General features: G+C 43.5%; 18 protein-coding genes. 13 read left to right on the forward strand and 5 right to left on the reverse strand.

What is annotated here, in order from left to right; genetic code table 11:
- Position 1: 1 nt before the first annotated feature.
- The 8 genes from RP262_RS07075 to RP262_RS07110 all read left to right on the forward strand — a co-directional run bounded on the left by RP262_RS07075 (position 2) and on the right by RP262_RS07110 (position 8663).
- Positions 2-2725, forward strand: a complete 2724-nt coding sequence (locus tag RP262_RS07075) for an FtsX-like permease family protein (protein WP_311154705.1) — start codon at positions 2-4, stop codon at positions 2723-2725.
- 93 nt (positions 2726-2818) lie between these two features.
- Positions 2819-3667 carry a metallophosphoesterase family protein gene (locus RP262_RS07080; protein WP_311154706.1) on the forward strand — a complete coding sequence of 283 codons (849 nt, stop codon included), beginning with the start codon at positions 2819-2821 and terminating at the stop codon, positions 3665-3667.
- Positions 3668-3723: 56 nt separating this feature from the next.
- Positions 3724-4176 carry an Rrf2 family transcriptional regulator gene (locus tag RP262_RS07085; RefSeq protein WP_311154707.1) on the forward strand — a complete coding sequence of 151 codons (453 nt, stop codon included), beginning with the start codon at positions 3724-3726 and terminating at the stop codon, positions 4174-4176.
- 226 nt (positions 4177-4402) lie between these two features.
- Positions 4403-5254 (forward strand): VOC family protein, encoded by an 852-nt coding sequence (locus tag RP262_RS07090; RefSeq protein ID WP_311154708.1) that lies wholly within the window; start codon positions 4403-4405, stop codon positions 5252-5254.
- Between the two features lie 124 nt (positions 5255-5378).
- On the forward strand, positions 5379-6284 hold the full coding sequence (locus RP262_RS07095) for a DNA-3-methyladenine glycosylase (RefSeq protein WP_049540661.1): 906 nt from the start codon (positions 5379-5381) through the stop codon (positions 6282-6284).
- 26 nt (positions 6285-6310) lie between these two features.
- Positions 6311-6805, forward strand: a complete 495-nt coding sequence (locus tag RP262_RS07100; RefSeq protein ID WP_311154709.1) for a methylated-DNA--[protein]-cysteine S-methyltransferase — start codon at positions 6311-6313, stop codon at positions 6803-6805.
- Positions 6802-7365 (forward strand): Ada metal-binding domain-containing protein, encoded by a 564-nt coding sequence (locus RP262_RS07105; protein ID WP_311154710.1) that lies wholly within the window; start codon positions 6802-6804, stop codon positions 7363-7365. Before RP262_RS07100 ends, RP262_RS07105 begins: the two co-directional genes overlap by 4 nt.
- Before the next feature lie 110 nt (positions 7366-7475).
- Positions 7476-8663 carry an NADH-dependent flavin oxidoreductase gene (locus tag RP262_RS07110; RefSeq protein ID WP_311154711.1) on the forward strand — a complete coding sequence of 396 codons (1188 nt, stop codon included), beginning with the start codon at positions 7476-7478 and terminating at the stop codon, positions 8661-8663.
- A gap of 121 nt (positions 8664-8784) precedes the next feature.
- Here RP262_RS07110 and RP262_RS07115 read toward each other — a convergent pair whose 3' ends face one another.
- The 5 genes from RP262_RS07115 to RP262_RS07135 form a co-directional block, all read right to left on the reverse strand.
- Positions 8785-9477 (reverse strand): alpha/beta hydrolase-fold protein, encoded by a 693-nt coding sequence (locus tag RP262_RS07115; protein ID WP_311154712.1) that lies wholly within the window; start codon positions 9475-9477, stop codon positions 8785-8787.
- Positions 9458-10486 (reverse strand): ABC transporter substrate-binding protein, encoded by a 1029-nt coding sequence (locus tag RP262_RS07120; RefSeq protein WP_311154713.1) that lies wholly within the window; start codon positions 10484-10486, stop codon positions 9458-9460. The genes RP262_RS07115 and RP262_RS07120 overlap by 20 nt, the downstream gene beginning before the upstream one ends.
- A 55-nt stretch (positions 10487-10541) precedes the next feature.
- The gene (locus tag RP262_RS07125; protein WP_311154714.1) at positions 10542-11297 is read right to left on the reverse strand and encodes an ABC transporter ATP-binding protein; all 756 of its coding nucleotides are present in this window, start codon (positions 11295-11297) and stop codon (positions 10542-10544) included.
- A gap of 1 nt (position 11298) precedes the next feature.
- Positions 11299-12345, reverse strand: coding sequence for an iron ABC transporter permease (locus RP262_RS07130; protein WP_311154715.1), 1047 nt, complete (start codon positions 12343-12345; stop codon positions 11299-11301).
- Between the two features lie 446 nt (positions 12346-12791).
- Positions 12792-13874 (reverse strand): Xaa-Pro peptidase family protein, encoded by a 1083-nt coding sequence (locus RP262_RS07135; RefSeq protein ID WP_311154716.1) that lies wholly within the window; start codon positions 13872-13874, stop codon positions 12792-12794.
- A gap of 162 nt (positions 13875-14036) precedes the next feature.
- Here RP262_RS07135 and ccpA point away from each other — a divergent pair, with 162 nt between their 5' ends.
- From ccpA to RP262_RS07160, 5 genes are all read left to right on the forward strand, one after another.
- A complete protein-coding gene (gene ccpA / locus RP262_RS07140; protein ID WP_002894913.1) occupies positions 14037-15041 on the forward strand; it encodes a catabolite control protein A in 1005 nt (334 codons plus the stop codon).
- Positions 15042-15288: 247 nt separating this feature from the next.
- Positions 15289-16287 carry a glycosyltransferase gene (locus tag RP262_RS07145; protein ID WP_311154717.1) on the forward strand — a complete coding sequence of 333 codons (999 nt, stop codon included), beginning with the start codon at positions 15289-15291 and terminating at the stop codon, positions 16285-16287.
- 1 nt (position 16288) lies between these two features.
- The gene (locus tag RP262_RS07150) at positions 16289-17611 is read left to right on the forward strand and encodes a glycosyltransferase family 4 protein (protein ID WP_311154718.1); all 1323 of its coding nucleotides are present in this window, start codon (positions 16289-16291) and stop codon (positions 17609-17611) included.
- 71 nt (positions 17612-17682) lie between these two features.
- Positions 17683-18165, forward strand: coding sequence for a hypothetical protein (locus RP262_RS07155; protein ID WP_311154719.1), 483 nt, complete (start codon positions 17683-17685; stop codon positions 18163-18165).
- 145 nt (positions 18166-18310) lie between these two features.
- Positions 18311-18918 (forward strand): AAA family ATPase (locus tag RP262_RS07160; RefSeq protein ID WP_311154720.1); only part of this gene is annotated, 608 nt, incomplete at its 3' end.

Below are 18918 nucleotides of genomic sequence, written 5' to 3' on the forward strand. Positions count from 1 at the left end.
TATGAAGAGAAAGATTTATTGGAAAGATATTCTGCGCTCCTTCACTAGCTCTAAAGGACGTTTCCTATCTATTTTAATCCTTATGATGCTGGGTTCTCTAGCTCTCGTGGGGCTCAAGGTCGCTCCTCCCAATATGCGCAGAACAGCAACAGATTATTTGAAAGAGCAGCGAACCATGGACTTGGCTGTTATGGCGGACTATGGTTTGGATAAGGCGGATCAGAAAGAGCTGGAATCTATTAAGGGAGCTGATGTCGAGTTTGGCTATCTGACAGATGTCACCGTAGACGAGGAGGCCCTACGAGTATTCTCGGATACTAAGGATATTTCAAACTTTCAAGTGATCTCCGGTCATCTTCCCAAGAATGAGCAAGAAATTGCTTTAGCTAGCTTTTGGTCTAGAAAATATAAACTTGGTCAGGAGATTGATCTGACCGAGAAAGCAGGCAGTCGGTCAGTTCTGAAAAGCAAGACCTATAAGATCGTGGGATTTGTCAACTCGGCAGAGCTCTGGTCTGATAGAAATCTGGGCAATGCGACTAGTGGCAGCGGGGCTTTATCTGCCTATGCTGTAGTCAGCTCTAAGGCCTTTGATATAGATGTTTACAGTATTGCCCGTCTGCGCTACCATGATTTAGAAAAACTGGCTCCCTTCTCTGAAAGCTATCAGGAGCGTTTGGAGCAGCACCAGACTGCTTTGGACAAGAGCCTGGAAGATAACGGAGCGGCTCGCTTTAAGCGACTAGAGACGGATGCCAAAAGCACCATTCAGAAGGGCCAAGATAAGATTGCTCAGGCTGAGAGCGAACTGACCCAAGGTAAAAAACAATTAGAGCAAGCTCAGAGTCAGCTAGACCAGCAAAAAAACCAGCTAGCAGCAGCTCAATCCGCTTCTATCCTCCCTCCTGCACAGCTCAGCCAGAGCCAGCAGCAGATTCAGGAAGCTGAGTCCCAGCTCAATCAGAAAAAAGCAGAGCTGGCACAGGCAGAGAAAGACTTATCAGCTAGCAAGGACAAGCTAGCTGACGCTAAGGCAGACCTGAATCGTTTGAAAGAGCCGGCCTATCATAGCTATGACCGAAAGTCTCTACCAGGTGGGAATGGTTATCATATGTATAAAAACTCCATGAATAGTATTGCCTCGATTGGTAATATTTTCCCGGTGGTGCTCTATCTGGTGGCAGCTATGGTGACCTTTACCACCATGACTCGCTTTGTCGATGAGGAGCGAACGAATGCAGGCGTCTTCAAAGCTCTAGGCTATCATAGCCGCGATATCATTCGCAAGTTTGCTCTTTACGGTTTGGTGGCGGGGAGTCTAGGTACCCTCGTAGGGATTCTGCTGGGACATTATTTCTTGTCTGGAGTGATTTCTTCTATTATTACCAGAGGGATGGTGCTTTCTGCCCCTCATGCATATTTTTATATTTCCTATAGTTTACTGGCCTTGGGACTTTCCCTTCTATCCAGTGTTCTCCCTGCCTATTTGGTGGCAAGACGGGAGTTGACAGAAGAAGCAGCTCACTTGCTTTTGCCCAAGCCACCGGTCAAAGGCTCCAAGATCTTTTTGGAAAGACTGTCCTTTATCTGGCGGCGCCTTAGCTTTACTCAGAAAGTCACAGCTCGCAATATCTTTCGCTATAAGCAGCGAATGTTTATGACTATCTTTGGTGTGGCGGGTTCTGTTGCCCTACTCTTTGCCGGTCTAGGACTCCAATCTTCTATTGGTGGTATTCCAAAACGTCAGTTTGAGGAGATTCTGCGATACGACTTGATTGTCGCTGTCAATCCTGGGGAGAATCAAGCTGAGCAAGACAAGCTGAAAAAGATGTTGGCAGATGACTCGATTGCTGACTATCAGGAAATCCATAGTGAAACTCTAACAGAGAAGTACAAAGGGAAAAAAGAGACAGAATCAGTCACTTTAATGGTTACGGACAAGGAAAATTTTGAACCTTTTATTTCTCTGGAAAGTCCTGACAGCCAGCAAAAGCTGACTCTCAAGGACGGTGTAGTTGTTTCGGATAAATTGGCCCGCATAGCTGGAGTTAGCCCCGGTGGCAGTATAGAGCTGGGCGGCAAGTCTGTCATGCTCGCAGCAGTCAATGAGAATCATTTTGGACATTTTGCCTTTATGAAGGCGACGGACTACCAGAAGATTTACGGCAAAAAGCCCGAGAAAAACGCTTATCTAGTGCGACTCAAGGACTCCTCTAGCAAAAATATTGTGGACAAGGCCAATGAATTTATGAGCCTCAAGTTTGTCAAGAGTGTTTCCCAAAATGCTAGCATGGTGAAGCAGTTCAACGTTCTAGCAGATTCTCTTAATAATACAATGCTGGTTTTGGTCCTGATTTCCATTCTTTTAGCAGTCGTCATTCTCTACAACCTGACAAATATCAATGTGGCCGAGCGGATTCGCGAGCTGTCCACTATCAAGGTTTTGGGCTTTCATAATAAGGAAGTGACCCTCTATATCTATCGAGAGACCATTATTCTTTCAGTGATTGGGATGGCAGTTGGGTTTCTAGGCGGTTTCTTCCTGCATCGTTTTTTGATTGAGAAGGTTGCGCCTAGCATTATCAGCTTAACCCCTCAAGTAAGTTCCTCAGTCTATCTGTTTCCTCTAACAGCAGTGACTCTTATTCTGACCTTACTTGGCTTCTTTGTCAACTACCGCCTCAGACGGGTGGATATGCTGGAAGCACTCAAGTCTGTTGATTGATAAAAAGACTTCAAAACTTTCACTCACTTGATGGGTGGAAGTTTTTTTGAACTTTGATATAATATTCTTTGTAAAGAAAGAGAAAGACACACGATGAAACGAAAAATTGCCTTATTATCCGATGTGCATGGGAATAGCACAGCCTTGGAAGCAGTACTGGCGGATGCGGAAAGCCAGCAGGTGACAGACTATTGGTTTTTGGGGGACTTGCTCCTGCCAGGAACTGGCCGCAGAAATATCTTAGATAGGATGGAGAAGCTGCAGATCAGTCTCCAGGTCAGAGGGAATTGGGAAGACAGTCTCTGGCATGCCCTGCACCAAAAGTTAGACTTGACACGTCCCAGCCATCTCTACCTGACCCGGCTCTGCCATTTTGTCCTAGAGGAAGTCGGTCCTGAAGAGATTGACCGCATGCAGGAACTTCCTCTGCAGATCTTGACAGAAGTAGAGGGATTGAAGATTGCGGTTAGCCACCATCTGCCTGATAAGAATTGGGGGCGGGAGCTGATTCATATTGGTGAGCAGAGCGATTTCGACCGCCTTTTTGAGGGCAATGACTGCGCTATCGCTGTTTATGGTCATATTCACCAGCAGTTTCTTCGTTATGGGACTAAGGGTCAGCTGATTATCAATCCCGGCTCTATTGGTCAGCCATTCTTTCTTGATTCAGCTTTGCGTCAGGACTTGCGAGCCCAGTATGCCATTTTAGAGATAGATGAGACGGGTCTGGCTGATGTCGACCTGAGGCGCGTGGCCTACGATGTGGAGCAGGAGCTGAGATTGGCTCGGGAGCTCCACTTACCTTACTATGAGATTTATCAGGAAAGTTTGGTCAATGGTATCCACCATACCCATAACCACGACCTGCTGCGAGAAATCAGTGAGCGGGAAGGCTATGCAGATGAGATTGAAGCTTTCTTAAAGTCCAGTCGTAACTCTTGAAGTTACACCATTTTTGAGATATAATAGTGGGAGAAAATGATGAGGGAGGAGAAAAAATGCAGATTTCTAGCCGTTTTACCATTGCCACCCATATGCTGATTGTACTGGCTTTGGAGGGAAAAAAACAAAAACTGACAAGTGATATCCTTGCTGGCAGTGTCGGCGTCAATCCAGTTATTATCCGCAAGACCCTGTCCCAGCTCAAGAATGCCGGAATGATTACCGTTGCTCGTGGGACTGGAGGAGCAGAGATTGCCAAAGATTTGAAAGACATTAGCCTGTTGGACGTCTATAGCGCTGTTGAGTGTCTGGGCAAGAGCGGCCAGCTCTTTAGTTTTCATGACAAGCCCAATCCAGACTGTCCTATCGGTAAGAACATTCACAATGTCTTAGACGACCGCTTGGCGGCTATTCAGGCAGCCATGGAAGCTGAGTTGGCTCAGACCAGCCTTGACGAAGTCGTCGCAGCGACCGAAAAAAAAATTAAAGAACAATCTGTTTCCCAGTGAGCAGATTGTTTTTTTGTTAAGAATTTTCCAAGATGTAATTATTGACATTACATTAAAACCTGCTATACTAATAGATGTAACAAAAACAATTACAATTTTAATAGATTTTCGGAACAAATAGAGATGTGAAAAACCATATCAAGGAACCTATCTCTGTTTTGGAGAAATAAAAAAAGATGGAGCAGACGGACTGCTGACATTTAAATCTGAAGAGAGGAGAAAAAACATGACTTTTGAATATCAAAGCAAGATTTATCTAGGAGAGGTGGCGCTTTATGTAGCTGACCTAGCAAGACAAAAGGATTTTTATCAGCGTGTTTTAGGGCTGGAACTTTTGGAAGAGCAGGACGGACAAGTGGCTTTGGGTAGGGACGGACAAGTGTTGGTGCGGCTTTTAGCAACCAGTGACCGACAGTCAGTCAAGTCGGCTTACGGTCTTTATCATCTGGCACTCTTGCTTCCCAGCCGTCAAGCCTTAGCAGATATCCTGAAGCATTTATCCGAAAATAAAGTACCTATGGTTGGAGGAGCGGACCACGGCTATAGTGAAGCCATTTATCTGGAGGACCCAGAAGGCAACGGCATTGAGCTTTATCGGGACAAGCCTCAGGCTGATTGGGATATTCGGGAAGATGGTCGCATTATCGGAGTGACGGAAGCGCTCGCGGCTCAAGAAATCTATGAACTAGGTCAGGAAGTCCAACCGTTTAGTATTGCTGAAGGCACTCGTATGGGCCATGTCCATCTATCTGTGAAAAATAGCAGAGCGGCCAGTCATTTTTACCAAAAGCTTCTAGACTTGGAGGATAAATTTTCTGTACCTTCTGCTAGCTGGCTGGCATCCGGAAACTACCATCACCATTTAGCAGTCAATGAATGGGGAGGTTCTCACTTGAATCATCGCCAACCTAAACAACAGGGACTAGCCTATTTTGAGGCGCAAGTGGAAGGAAAAGAAGACCTAGTAGCTATTTATGAAAATGCTCTGGACTTGCAGGCACCAGTCCGATGGATTAGCTCCCAAGAGCTAGAAGTCACAGACCCAGATGGAATTGTGGCTAAGCTTCAAGTCACCTAGTTAAATACGATGTCATCCCCCATCTGCTAAAGATAGGGGGATTTTGTTTTTCTGATGAGAAAGCCAGATTGTTATATTTCCGCTTCCAAAATGATGGTATAATAACTAAAAGAAAGGTGGAGAAATGTTAGCTAAAAATATAATCTATTTAGAAACGTCATCTATCTTTGACTGGGGACAAATCATTTCCTACTTATCAAGAGAGGAAAAGGAAGTGATGTACCAAGTTGCAAATGACAGAATTAAGCGCTTGTTTAAAGTTGAAAATGAATTTTATCTTTGTACGATTTTTTACAATGAGCAAGTTCAAGAGATATGTATCCAGGCGGAAAATCAGACTATTTTTTCTGCTGAGGCTAGAAAAGTTATTAGCAATTTTGTCAGAGATTGGTTGGATTTAGATCAGTCGTTAGATAACTTTTATCAGTTTGCACAAGAAGATGATATTTTATCTCCTTTGGTTCAGAAATTTTACGGACTTCGTTTGATTGGTGTCCCAGATTTTTATGAGGCTATTACTTGGGGAATTTTAGGACAGCAGGTAAATCTTGCTTATGCTTATACCCTAAAAGAACGTTTTGTCAAGAAATATGGCGAAGCTTTTCACTATAACCATGAAACTTACTGGCTTTATCCAAAGCCAAAGATGGTCGCGAATAGTATGGCTGAGGAGTTATTGGAGTTGCAAATGACTCGTAAAAAAGCAGAATATTTGCAAACAATATCAAAGCTCTTGTATCAGGGCACCATTTCAAGAAGTTATTATCAAAAGTTAGATACAGCTGAGCAAATTGAAAAAGAGCTGCTTAAACTTTATGGTGTCGGTCCGTGGACGGCTCATTATGTGATGATGCGATGTTTTCGTATCCAATCGGCTTTTCCGATGGCTGACATTGGATTGCAGAATGGCATATCTTATATACTTGGTTTAGATGAGAAACCGTCTAAGGAATTGCTGTTAAAGTTAAAAAATGAGTGGGGAACATGGTGTTCATATGCAGTTTTTTATATTTGGCGTTTGCTTTATTAGTTGATTATCATCGAAAAGGAGAAGAAATGTACATAACTTATTACAAATCCCCAATCGGCCGTATTCTCATTATGACGGACGAAACTGCCCTGCTGGGGCTGTGGCTGGAAGGACAGAAATATTATGGTGCAGGCTATGATTTGGAGCAAGCACAGCAGGAGGAGACAGAAGTAAGCCAACGCGTTGTTGCATGGCTAGATGCTTATTTTAAGGGGGAAAATCCCCCAACAGATGAAATTCCATTGGCGCCTCAAGTGACTGAGTTCAGAAGCAAGGTTCTGGCAGTGTTGCAGAAGATTCCCTATGGTCAGACGGCTACCTATTCAGATATTCTACGAGAGTTACAAGCCGAGTATGGTAAGATTGGTTCGGCCAGAGCAGTCGGAGGTGCGATTGGGCATAATCCTATTTCTATTTTAATTCCCTGTCATCGGATCGTTGGAAGCGATGGCGAGCTGACGGGTTATGCCGGCGGACTTGATAAAAAAGCTTACCTGCTGAAGCTGGAGGCGAGGAAATGATGGCGTTAGGACATATGGCTGAAGATTGGGAGTGGGAGGCTATTAAAAGTAATAACAGTGATTATGATACGTTTTTTTGGTATGCTGTTAGAAGTACCGGAATTTTCTGTCGTCCCTCATGTGCCTCTCGTCTTCCCAAAAAAGAAAATGTGACGATTTTTCAAAAAGCAGAGCAGGCAGTTGAAGCAGGATATAGACCATGTAAACGATGCCGTCCACTAGGAAAGCCGGTTAGCAAAGAGGAGTGGGTAGAAGAAATTGATCATATTTTAAAAGAATATTTCCAGCAAAGTTTAACTTTGAAAGATTTAGCTTTTATGGCAAAAGGCTCTGAGTCTTATCTTCGGCATGTCTATAAGAGTGTGACTGGAAAAACACCACAAGAACGTTTACGCGAACTTCGATTAGAATACTCTAAAGAAATACTAATTACCACTAATCTCTCAATACAAGAAGTTGCAGAGCATTCAGGTGGCCTGCATGCAGCCTATTTCGCAAAATTATTTCGGAATACTTACGGAGTGAGTCCGATGGAGTATAGAAAACGACATTATAAATAAGAGTATAATGAATTCTCATGATGTTACAACGTAGATTTTAATAGCGAATACCTGTTGGTAATAAATACTTATTGAAAACCAATTGTCAAATAAGAAAGGAGATTTTTACTATGTCTAAACAAATTGTAGACCCGATTCAATTGCGTCACGGTGCCAAATTAACCAACCGTTTGGTGCTGTCCCCTATGTATACTTTCAGTGGCTTAGAAGGAGGATTTGTGTCTGATGATACTTTACGATACTATGGAGCACGCTCTCAGGCAGCCAGTCTTTTGATTACTGAATTTCATTATGTCAGTCCATCAGGAGGGCCTTGTTACCAGACTGGCTATCCAGTTCAATTAGGTATTTACTCTGATGACCACATTGAAGGGGAGAGAAAATTAGCTGCTGCCCTTCAAAAAGATGGCAATAAAGCGATTTTGCAGCTTCATCATGGTGGGATAGCAGCTTCAGGCCGTGCTTTGAAGGGTGAGGAAGTATTGGCTCCCAGTGCCTTAGATTTTTCTTTTCTGCCTTATCCTGTGAGAGAATTGACGGATGAAGAAATCCTTGAAATTATCAAGGATTTTGGTCGAGCAGTCAAACGTGCAGTTCAAGCTGGTTTTTCAGGAGTGGAAATCCATGGTGCCAATCACTATCTGCTGCAGCAATTCTTTTCTAGCACTTCCAATGTTCGTCAGGACAGATGGGGCGGAACTTTGGAAAAACGTATGGCTTTTCCTTTGGCAGTAGTCGAGGAAGTGAAGCGTGCTGCGGACAAGTATGCGCCGGAAGATTTTATTATTGGCTATCGGATTAGCCCAGATGAAATCCATGAAGATCAAGTAGGCTATACTTATGAAGAAGCCAAACTTTTGGTCAAGGAGCTAGTCAAGCACGAACTAGACTACATCCATTTGTCGCTTTTGGCTGGCTATGCTTCAAAACCTACAGGATCTGACAAAACCTATGCAGATCATTTTAAGGAAGTGATGGATGAGCAAACTAAACTGATTACAATCGGTGGTGTCTTTAGTCAGGAAGATGCAGAAGCTGCTATTGAGGATACAGCTGCGGATTTAGTTGCAATCGGCCGTGGCACTTTGATTGACCCGCTGTTTGGCTATAAGGTACAGACGGGACGAGGAGCAGAAATTGTCCATGAGATTAGCCCTGAGCAGTTGAAAAACTCTCAATTGACACCAGGCTTGCTTGAAGTGTTCAGTCGTAAGGATTCTGGCGGTCTGCCCGTTCTACCTGGTCATGACAGTATTATCCACCTTCATACTGGTAAATTTGGGGATGAGGGGCAGTAAGAATTTTGGTGTAATTTTTTCCAAGACTTTTACCATTTTACTGGTAAGAGTCTTTTTTACGTACAGTAATAAACTAAAAATCCCCTTTGTCAGCTGCTGTATGTGACAAAGGGGTTTTTCATTAGTCAATATGCCATTGTGTGGCCAGCCAGTCGGCAAAGGCAACATAGCGTTCTTTGAGAACTTCATGATGACCGTAAGAGTCAAAGACGGAGCAGGTGGTAAGGATTTCTTTCTGAATCAAGCGATGAATTTCTGCAGCATAAAAAGGAGCCTTGGAAAGTCGGTTCGAGTGATTCGCGCCTTCAGCCTTTCCATTCTGCAAATAGACTAGACAGTCCTTGTTTTTCAAGTCCTGTGTCCGGCAATAGTCGGTAAAACCCGGATACCAAAAGGAGCCGCAGATAGAAAAGACACAGGGGACCTCGCAGCCGCTATAGAGACTGTAAACAGCTGCTAATCCACCGAGAGAATAGCCACCATAGGCAATTCTATTTTCATCCAGTAGGCAGTGCTGTCTGATTTCTGCTAATATACCGTTGAATAGTTTCTGGTGGTAGCTATCTGCTCTGCCGCCAAAATCAGGATTGCCAGGCTTTAGAGCATTGGCTTTCCAGGGTGTATAATCGTCCAGCCTGTTGTTTGATATCAGCCCGATCAAGATTACCGATGGAGAAAGCTTGCTTAGGTAGTTTATCTGTCCATCGTTTAGCAAGATTGCTGGATAAGGTCGTGATCCGTCATAATCTTGGGGCAGGGCAATATTGACAGTGATACCCTCCCAGACAAAGGTCTTATTTATTGACAAAGTCATTGATTTTCTCGAGTGAGTCGATTACAGAAGGACCATAATCCATGAACTCATCATAGGAGATAGTCATGATTTTCTGATTTTTGACCGCTGGGACATCTTCCAGAACTGGATTGGCTTTCATTAGATCAACGGCTTGCTCATCCATGGCCTTGTTGCGGTCGCTGGTTACGTAGATGATGACTTCTGGATCCATAGAGACCAGATTTTCCAAGGTTAGGTCAGAGGTTCCGGTCGCTACATTGGTATAGCCGAGCTGGTTAAGCAGGCTCTCCTGCAGGGCAGATTTATAAGCACCGAAAGTCTCGTCGTTATAGGCACACATGATGAGCGCTTTTTTCTTTTCGCCTTGGCTAGCCTTATTGGTCTTCTTGACACTGTCAATTCTTGCCTGCAGCTGATCAGCATACTGATTGGCCTTGTCTTGAACATTAAAGATGGTTCCTATGTTCTTGACATCTTCAACGATATTGCCTAGGTCTTGCTTGGTATTGGACAGGGAAGCCTTTTGTGTATAGACAGGGATTTTATTTTCATTCCAGGCACTGACTGTTCCCAGAGACTTCTCGGAAAACATCATGTTTCGGCCAAGAAGAGCGTCTGGCTCATAGGATAGCACAGTTTCCTGTGATACGGTTTTCTTATCACCGACTTGCGGAATGGTGGCAATATCAGCCTTGTATTTATCTGTGACATCGTTGTCTGGATTGAGCATACCGGCGATTTTGTCTTTCAATCCTAGTTCAATCAAGATTTCGGTCGTCGAAAGGTTGTTGGTGATGACCTTTTCCGGTGCCTTTTCAAAGACCTGATCAATCTCCTTACCTTCGGCATCGTAAGTTTTGATTGTCACGGGATATTTTGTCTCTGCTGTGCTCTTTTTCGCGCTCTCTGTTTTGGAAGAAGATTGCGAAGTTGAGCTTTCTTTCGTACTTTCCTTAGATGAAGAATTGCAGGCTGCCATTGTCAATGCAGCAGTTGCGACGAGTAAGATACTGAGTGTTTTTTTCATATTGCCTTCCTTTCTTGGGCTTGAAGCTTGTATAGATAAAGCTGAAAACAGGCTCTTATAGATATTGAATCATAGCCTGTCGATCCTTGGTCCAGATCACTTTGCTCTGAATGCCATAAACGCCTTGCAGTGAATCATGGGTGATGGCCTCCTTTGGAGCGCCTTGGTATGCAATCTCACCTCCCTTCATGAGGTACAAATAGTCTGAATACCGACAAGCCAGTTGGATATCGTGTAAAACAGCCAAAACATTGATCTTCAGGTCTTTGACGATACGCAGCATATCCAGCTGGTATTTGATGTCCAGATGATTGGTTGGCTCGTCTAGGAGCAGTAGGCTTGGCTGTTGAGCCAAAGCGCGTGCCAGCAGGACTCTTTGCTTCTCACCACCAGACAGGGATAGATAGGTTCGGTCCCCCTTATCTAGCATGTCCACCTGCCTCAAGGCATGACGGACAAGGGCATAGTCTTTTTCGCTCTCTTTTTGAAAAAGGGACAGATGGGGCGTCCTGCCCAGCATGACGATGTCTTGGACAGTGCAGTCAAACTGAAGATGGTTAAACTGAGTTACAACGGCTATTTTCTGGGCTGCTTTTTTTATGCTGACCTGTTCAAGTGGCCTACCGTTTAGATAAATGTTCCCGCTGTCAGGTTTGATTTGGCGGTAGATGGTTTTGAGCAGACTAGTTTTGCCGCTTCCATTGGGTCCTAAAATGGTGTGAAACTGATTTCCCTCGACCTTGAGTGAAATCCCTTTTAAAATCTTTTTTGGACCAATAGAATAGTGGATATTTTGGCAAGTTAGATCCATATCAGCTGCTTACCTCCTTTCGGCTTTTGGCTACAATGTAGATAAAGAAGGGTGCGCCAACCAAAGCGGTGAAGATCCCAATCGGCAGCTCGGCATTTTTAACCAAAATTCGAGCTAAAACATCTGCCCAGACAAGAAAGAGAGAGCCGAGAAGGGTAGCGATAGGAAAGAGCCTTTTGTAGTTGGTACCGACTAATCTGCGAGCAATGTGCGGAGTGATTAGTCCGACGAAGCCGATAATGCCGCAGCAGGCAACCAGTACCGCTGTCATGACTGCGACAACTGTGATATAAAGGAACCAGTAAAAACGCAGAGGGACTCCCAGCGTCAGAGCTGCTTCGTCCCCCATCATCATAGTATTGAAAATACGATACTGGGAACAGAAAAACAAAAAGGTGAGACAAACAACAAGAGCCGGCAAGGCAAGATCTGACCAAGAAGTTCCAGCCAGTGAGCCCATAGTCCAGAACTTGATTGTCATAAGGCTGTCAGCATTAGCACCGACAGAAATGATAAAGTTGGAAAAGGCGATAAAAAGGGCATTTACAACTGTTCCTGATAAAATCAGACTGCTTGTCGTCATTTTTCCCTGCATGGATGCGATAAAAAGGACCACTGCCGATGCCAGAATGGCTCCTATAAAGGCACCTGTGCCAGTAATGGATTTGAGTCCTAAGATAATGCTCAGTGTAGCTCCGAATGTTGCACCCGCTGAAATTCCTAGGATATAAGGCTCTGCGATGGAATTATTGACAGTAGATTGCATGACGCTGCCACAGACAGACAGTCCAGCACCAGCTAGGATTCCCAAGAGCACTCTTGGAACCCGCATGTTCCAAACAATAGCGATTGTAGACGGCGATAGTTTGCCTGTGCCAAGGGAGAAACCGAGCTTGCTGAAAATAATCTGGTAAGTATCTTGTATGTCAATAGTGACAGATCCCAGGGATACAGCTAAAAAGAGGGAGAAAGCCAGAAAAATGACGAGAAGCAAGAGCAGGCAGATATAGCGAGAAAATCCGTGATTTTCTGACTTTTTAAAGAGCATCCAGACCTCCTTAACAACAAAGATTAGAATTTTTTGACAATTTTTCATAAAAAATTATAACATTTTTAAATCAGAAGGGCAAGAAGGGATAAAAACCTATGATATGATAAGGTTTAATGACGCTTTCTATTGGTAAAAATTTTTAAATCTTTTCAGTTATGAAAACATCTTGCTGGTGTAAAAACTGGTTAGAGCTGAGTAATTAAGTTCTTCGGAATGTCTCGAGAGACGACTTTATTGGAAGAAAAGCTGGTGAATCTAAATGACTTATTATAATTACTAGAAAACAAGAAAAAACGACAGAAACTTTTCTATCGTTTTTTGAAATTATAAATGCTTAAGAACTAAGATAGCTATAACGATGTCCGACAATGATAGCTTAAAGAACCAGAAGTCCTTTGCCAAGCCCAATAATCATTCAAGACATAATATAGGCTTATAAAATTCTATTCAAAATACAGCAAGTCCTTGCTAGTTTCGGTGAAGAGTTCAAAACCATTCTTAGTGACATGGCCGCAGTCTTCGATGCGGACACCGACCTTGCCAGGGATGTAAATACCAGGCTCAACAGAGAAGCACATGCCTTCTTCGATGACCATGTCGTTGCCCTCCATGATAGATGGAAATTCGTGAACATCCATACCAATACCGTGGCCGAGGCGGTGATTGAAATACTCACCGTAGCCTGCTTTTTCGATGACTTGCCGAGCGGCACGGTCTACTTCATGAGCTGTGACACCTGGCTTGATAAAGTTAAGAGCAGCTTGTTGGGCTTCCAGTGTCAGATGGTAGATATCTTTTTTAAACTGGTCCGGCTGGCCGACAGCAACGGTCCGTGTCATATCGCTGGCATAGCCATTGACCATGCAGCCAAGGTCAAAGAGGAGGAGGGCGTTATTTTCGACTTTATTTGCTCCAGGAATGCCGTGCGGATTAGCTGCATTATTTCCCGTCAGCACCATAGTTTCAAAGCTCATCTCATAGCCTTCTCGCTTGATGGCAAAGTCAATCTGAGCGATGATATCTGTTTCGGTATTGTCCAGTGAAATATTGTCAAAACCGATATTAACAGCCTTGTCAGCATATTGGCCAGCTACCAGCATTTTCTGGATTTCATCGGCAGACTTAATCAGGCGCAAGCGGTTGACGTAAGGAGTCAGGTTGGTAAATTCTGCACTATCAAAGACAGTTTTCAATCCATGATATTTGGTCAAAATCAAGTTATCAAACTCAAGAGCGACAGTCTTGAAGGAGTGAGCCGGCAGGGCAGCTTTAATCTTCTGCCAAGGATTTTCAGAGTCCATATAGCCAAGGACTGAAAAGGAAACAGAACCTGAAGCACGCTCAACTTCTAAAGCTGGCACGAAGAGCAGGGGCTCATGGTCAGGAAAGATAAACAAAAACATCTGCCGCTCATGCGGGTCACTGTAGAAACCAGTCAGATAATTGATAGTGACTGGATCAGACAGGACAGCAGCATCTAGCTTCTCATTCTCAAGATAGTGGGTGATTTGTTGGATTTTTGTCATGGTCACAACCTTCTTTCTATGCCTCTATTTTGGCAAAAAATGTCAAAAAAAGCAAGACTTTTCAAAAACTTATCAAAATACTTGAAAGTGTTTACAAGAAGTGATAAAATGGTGAATGTAGGAAAGTGAAAACGATATTTTCAATAGAAGAAAGGAAACTATATGAACACAGACGACACAGTAACCATTTATGATGTCGCCCGTGAAGCGGGAGTTTCGATGGCGACAGTCAGTCGGGTAGTGAATGGAAACAAGAACGTCAAAGAAAACACACGTAAAAAAGTTTTAGAGGTCATTGATCGTCTTGACTATCGTCCAAACGCAGTAGCACGTGGACTAGCCAGCAAGAAGACTACAACTGTCGGCGTTGTCATTCCAAATATTACCAATAGCTATTTCTCAACCTTGGCAAAAGGGATTGATGATATTGCCGAAATGTATAAATACAACATTGTCTTGGCTAACAGTGATGAGGATGATGATAAGGAAGTATCCGTTGTCAATACGCTCTTTTCTAAGCAGGTGGATGGCATTATTTTCATGGGCTATCATCTGACAGAGAAAATTCGCTCAGAGTTTTCACGTTCGCGTACACCGGTCGTTTTGGCGGGTACTGTCGATGTGGAGCATCAGCTTCCGAGCGTTAATATTGACTACAAGCAAGCAACGGTTGATGCTGTAGAATTACTGGCTAAGCGCAATAAGAAAATTGCCTTTGTCAGCGGACCGCTTGTAGATGATATCAACGGGAAAATCCGTCTATCAGGCTATAAAGATGGCTTGAAGAACAAGAAACTTTCATACAGCGAAGGCTTGGTTTTTGAATCGAAATATTCTTATGATGATGGCTACCACTTGGCAGAGCGTGTTATTGCTTCCAAAGCAACTGCAGCTTTTGTCACAGGAGATGAACTGGCAGCAGGCCTCTTAAATGGTCTGTCTGATCAAGGCATTAAGGTTCCAGAAGATTTTGAAATCATTACCAGTGATGATTCGCAAGTAGCTCGTTTCACTCGTCCTAACCTTTCCACAATCGGTCAGCCTCTTTATGACATCGGCGCTATCAGTATGCGCATGCTGACTAAGATTATGCATAAGGAAGAATTGGAAGAACGCGAAGTTCTCCTAGCTCACAGCATTAGCGAGCGTAAATCAACTCGGAAATAAGCGGTGAGATAGAAGCTTGATTATCAAGTCTTCTGAGCTTGAAAAGCGACAAAAGAGAGCAAGCAAATTACTGCTTTAAGAGAGTTTCATGAGCATGAAGCGAGGCTGAGGTGTAGTACCTCAGCTTTTTTGTGTTTCCATTTAGCTAGGGGTACTTTTCTAAGCCTTATAAGGCTTTGGATGGATTTTTTACCTCATTTGCCCTTGTGGTTTTCCTTTTTATTTTATTTTAGGTATAATAGGAAGTATGAAAGTATTACTGTATCTTGAAGGAAAGTCCGTTTTGGAGAAATCAGGAATTGGCCGAGCCCTCCAGCATCAGATGCATGCCTTGGATTTGGCTGGGATTCCTTATACGACGGACGTTTTAGGAGATTATGATGTGGTTCACATCAATACCTATGGTCCCCGTAGCTTGCTTCTTCTGCATGCTGCCAAGAGGGGCAATAAAAAAGTGATTATGCATGGGCATTCAACCAAGGAGGACTTTGAAAATTCCTTTATTGGTTCCAATCTTTTTGCTCCGCTCTTTGGTAAATATCTAACGCACATGTATAAAAAGGCGGATTTCATTATCACGCCATCGGAGTATTCCAAGCAGCTGATCCAGTCTTATGGGGTCACTACGCCTATGGTGGCTGTGTCAAACGGTATTGACCTGCCTAAGTATAAGAAAGATGCTCGCAAGGAAGAAGTTTTTAAAAAGTATTTTAAGATTGAAGAAGGGCAGAAGGTGGTCGTCTGTGCTGGACTTTATTTCCGCCGCAAGGGGATTGAGGATTTTGTAGAGGTTGCCCGCAGGATGCCAGATGTGCGCTTTATCTGGCTGGGCTCTATCAATCTCTGGCTGATTCCGCGCAAGATTCGCCGTCTGGTTCTCTTTGACCATCCTGATAATGTTGAATTTCCCGGCTATTTTAAGGGAGCGGTATTTCAGGGAGCCATGTCTGGAGCGGATGCTTTCTTTTTCCCGTCCTATGAGGAAACTGAAGGAATTGTTGTCCTGGAAGCCTTGGCCAGTGAGCAGAATGTTGTGCTGCGTGATATTCCAGTCTATCAGGGCTGGGTGGATGAGCGTTCAGCCGAGCTCTGCAACAATGTAGATGAGTTTGTCCAGTCTCTGAGAAATATCCTAGATAAAAAGGTGGACAAGCGTGAAGCAGGTTATCAGGTGGCTAAAAGCCGGTCCATTGACGATGTCTCAGGTCAGTTAGTTGAGGCTTATCAAATAGTTTTGGAGATGTAAGATGCGTATTGGTCTTTTTACAGATACCTATTTTCCTCAGGTCTCTGGGGTTGCTACCAGCATTCGGACTTTGAAGACGGAGCTGGAAAAATTAGGTCACACGGTATTTATTTTTACGACAACGGACAAGGATGTCAATCGCTATGAGGATTGGCAGATTATTCGAATTCCCAGCGTACCTTTCTTTGCCTTTAAGGACCGAAGAGTGGCTTACCGAGGCTTTTCTCACGCCTTAGAAATTGCCCGCCAATACCAGCTGGATATTATCCATACCCAGACTGAGTTTTCACTAGGGCTGCTGGGGATTTGGATTGCTAAAGAGCTGCGGATTCCGGTAGTACATACCTATCATACCCAGTATGAGGATTATGTGCACTATATTGCCAAGGGAATGGTCATCCGTCCTAGTATGGTCAAGTACATCGTTCGTGGTTTTATGAGTGATTTGGATGGGGTTATCTGCCCTAGCGAGATTGTCTATGACCTTTTGGTTAATTATAAAATCGAAGCAGAAAAACGAGTAATTCCGACAGGGATTGAGTTAGCGAAGTTTGAGCGACCGGAAATTTCGCGTGAGGATATCAAGAAGCTTCGTTTCAAGTTAGGTCTTGCTGAAGACGAGATTATGCTGCTCAGTCTGTCCCGTATTTCTTATGAAAAGAATATCCAGGCTATCGTTGAGGCGATGCCTGCCGTCCTTGAAGAAAATAACAAAGTCAAGCTAGTCATTGTCGGCGACGGTCCCTATGCGGAAGACTTGAAAGAACTGGTTGCCAAGCTTCAGATTGAAGAAGCTGTCATCTTTACGGGGATGATTGCTCCTAGTGATACGGCCCTTTACTATAAAGCTGCGGATTTCTTTATCTCTGCGTCAACCAGTGAGACTCAAGGTCTGACTTATCTGGAAAGCTTAGCCAGTGGCACGCCGATTATTGCCCATGGTAATCCTTATCTTGATAATGTTATTAGTGACAAGATTTTTGGGACCCTTTATTACCAAGAGCGTGATTTATCAGGCGCTATTTTAGAGGCGATTATTGCAACACCTGACATGGATGAGCAGAAGTTAGCAGACAAGCTCTACGAGATTTCAGCGGAGAACTTTGGTCGCAGAGTCTATGAGTTTTATCTAGATTTGACTATTTCCAAGGACTTCCATAATGAGCTCAGCCCAGAGGAAAGTGCTGCCAAGCGTCTGGCCAAGACAGTGGCCTATCTGCCTGGCAAGGTCATCTCTCTTCCAATCAATGGCTCCGTTCGTATCCTCAAAGCTTCGAGTAAGCAAGTGAAAAAAATCAGGAATATTACTAAGTTATTAGAATAGAAACATGCCTTGCATCATTGTGGCAATAGTTATTTATGTAAGGTTTTGTTTAGAAATAGAGGAGAAATCTTATGAAAAAATATCTCAAACAGTTGCCGTGGTTGCTTTTGTTCTATGGCATTGTCGTTGGTTCGGGCTTGATTTGGGAACAAATTTGGCAATATTTTATAAATAATACAGAAAGTATTGGAAGCGATTTGAGCTGGCTTTCTAATCTTAATTTATTTTATTATGCTGTGCTGCTCCCTTTGATTGGCGCAGTGATTGTTTATATAAATACTCGGATGCAAGGTTTTTCACTGCCCTTTCTTCTTTTGATTCCAGGGGTTCAGTATTATTACCTATTCAAAAACTTTTTTGACGGACTTTTTTACTCAGGAGACAAGATTTATAATCCAATCACTTCCACGCTTTATAATGCTAGGGATATTCATGTCTTGTTATTCCTTTCTTTGGGAGGAATGCTGTTGGCAGAGCAATACCGTAAAAAACGTCAAACTGCGACTTTGAGTCAAGAGGCTCTCAATCGTTTTTCTGGTTTTGATAGCCAATAGCCCTTGCAAATTTCTCCAATCGTGCTATAATGTTTTCTAGAGACAAATCACCTGCAGGAAATCTTTTAGAGAGCGCGTGGAGCTGAAAATCGCGTAGAGGATGCAGTTGGGACTACTCTATTAGCTTTTATGCAAACATAAAACGGTGGCTACGTTAGAGCCGATTCGAGGTGTGAGTCTTTTGACTTGCATAAATGAAGGTGGAACCACGTTGCGACGTCCTTTTGAGGATGTCGTTTTTATTTTGTCAGAAGGAGGAAGAATGATGCTTTATTTGATTGGCGGATCGCCTTGTAGTGGGAAGTCAACAATTGCTTCACTGCTTGCTAGACAGTATCAGCTACTTCATATCAAACTGGATGATTTGGTAGACGAGATGATGAGTCAAGCAATTGCAGACTCACAGCCGATTTGCCTTCTTAGACAGGATAGAAGTCCAGAACAAATCTGGATGAGAAATCCAGAAGAGATGGCAGATGAAGAATGGCGCTTTTATGAAGAGATTTTTCCTTATGTAAAATCTTACTTGATAAAAAATCAAGATAGACCTCTCTTGGTGGAGGGGGCAGGACTTTTGCCTCACTTGGTAAAGGAGCTTGAATGCCCAGCATCTTCCTATCTATGCTTGACTCCGACAGCTGATTTTCAGAAAAAGCATTATAGACAGAGAGAATGGGTTCCTTATGTCTTAGAGGGAACAACCAATCCTGAGCAAGCTTTTGAAAACTGGATGCAGCGAGACATTCTTTTTGC

It is taken from the genome of uncultured Streptococcus sp. (genome assembly GCF_963456385.1).
GTDB lineage: Bacteria > Bacillota > Bacilli > Lactobacillales > Streptococcaceae > Streptococcus.

Bases quoted from the DNA above. Each gene is read 5' to 3' on its own strand.
- RP262_RS07075 (WP_311154705.1), top strand. From the start codon at position 2: ATGAAGAGAAAGATTTATTGGAAAGATATTCTGCGCTCCTTCACTAGC.
- RP262_RS07080 (WP_311154706.1), top strand. From the start codon at position 2,819: ATGAAACGAAAAATTGCCTTATTATCCGATGTGCATGGGAATAGCACA.
- RP262_RS07085 (WP_311154707.1), top strand. From the start codon at position 3,724: ATGCAGATTTCTAGCCGTTTTACCATTGCCACCCATATGCTGATTGTA.
- RP262_RS07090 (WP_311154708.1), top strand. From the start codon at position 4,403: ATGACTTTTGAATATCAAAGCAAGATTTATCTAGGAGAGGTGGCGCTT.
- RP262_RS07095 (WP_049540661.1), top strand. From the start codon at position 5,379: ATGTTAGCTAAAAATATAATCTATTTAGAAACGTCATCTATCTTTGAC.
- RP262_RS07100 (WP_311154709.1), top strand. From the start codon at position 6,311: ATGTACATAACTTATTACAAATCCCCAATCGGCCGTATTCTCATTATG.
- RP262_RS07105 (WP_311154710.1), top strand. From the start codon at position 6,802: ATGATGGCGTTAGGACATATGGCTGAAGATTGGGAGTGGGAGGCTATT.
- RP262_RS07110 (WP_311154711.1), top strand. From the start codon at position 7,476: ATGTCTAAACAAATTGTAGACCCGATTCAATTGCGTCACGGTGCCAAA.
- RP262_RS07115 (WP_311154712.1), bottom strand. From the start codon at position 9,477: ATGACTTTGTCAATAAATAAGACCTTTGTCTGGGAGGGTATCACTGTC.
- RP262_RS07120 (WP_311154713.1), bottom strand. From the start codon at position 10,486: ATGAAAAAAACACTCAGTATCTTACTCGTCGCAACTGCTGCATTGACA.
- RP262_RS07125 (WP_311154714.1), bottom strand. From the start codon at position 11,297: ATGGATCTAACTTGCCAAAATATCCACTATTCTATTGGTCCAAAAAAG.
- RP262_RS07130 (WP_311154715.1), bottom strand. From the start codon at position 12,345: ATGCTCTTTAAAAAGTCAGAAAATCACGGATTTTCTCGCTATATCTGC.
- RP262_RS07135 (WP_311154716.1), bottom strand. From the start codon at position 13,874: ATGACAAAAATCCAACAAATCACCCACTATCTTGAGAATGAGAAGCTA.
- ccpA (WP_002894913.1), top strand. From the start codon at position 14,037: ATGAACACAGACGACACAGTAACCATTTATGATGTCGCCCGTGAAGCG.
- RP262_RS07145 (WP_311154717.1), top strand. From the start codon at position 15,289: ATGAAAGTATTACTGTATCTTGAAGGAAAGTCCGTTTTGGAGAAATCA.
- RP262_RS07150 (WP_311154718.1), top strand. From the start codon at position 16,289: ATGCGTATTGGTCTTTTTACAGATACCTATTTTCCTCAGGTCTCTGGG.
- RP262_RS07155 (WP_311154719.1), top strand. From the start codon at position 17,683: ATGAAAAAATATCTCAAACAGTTGCCGTGGTTGCTTTTGTTCTATGGC.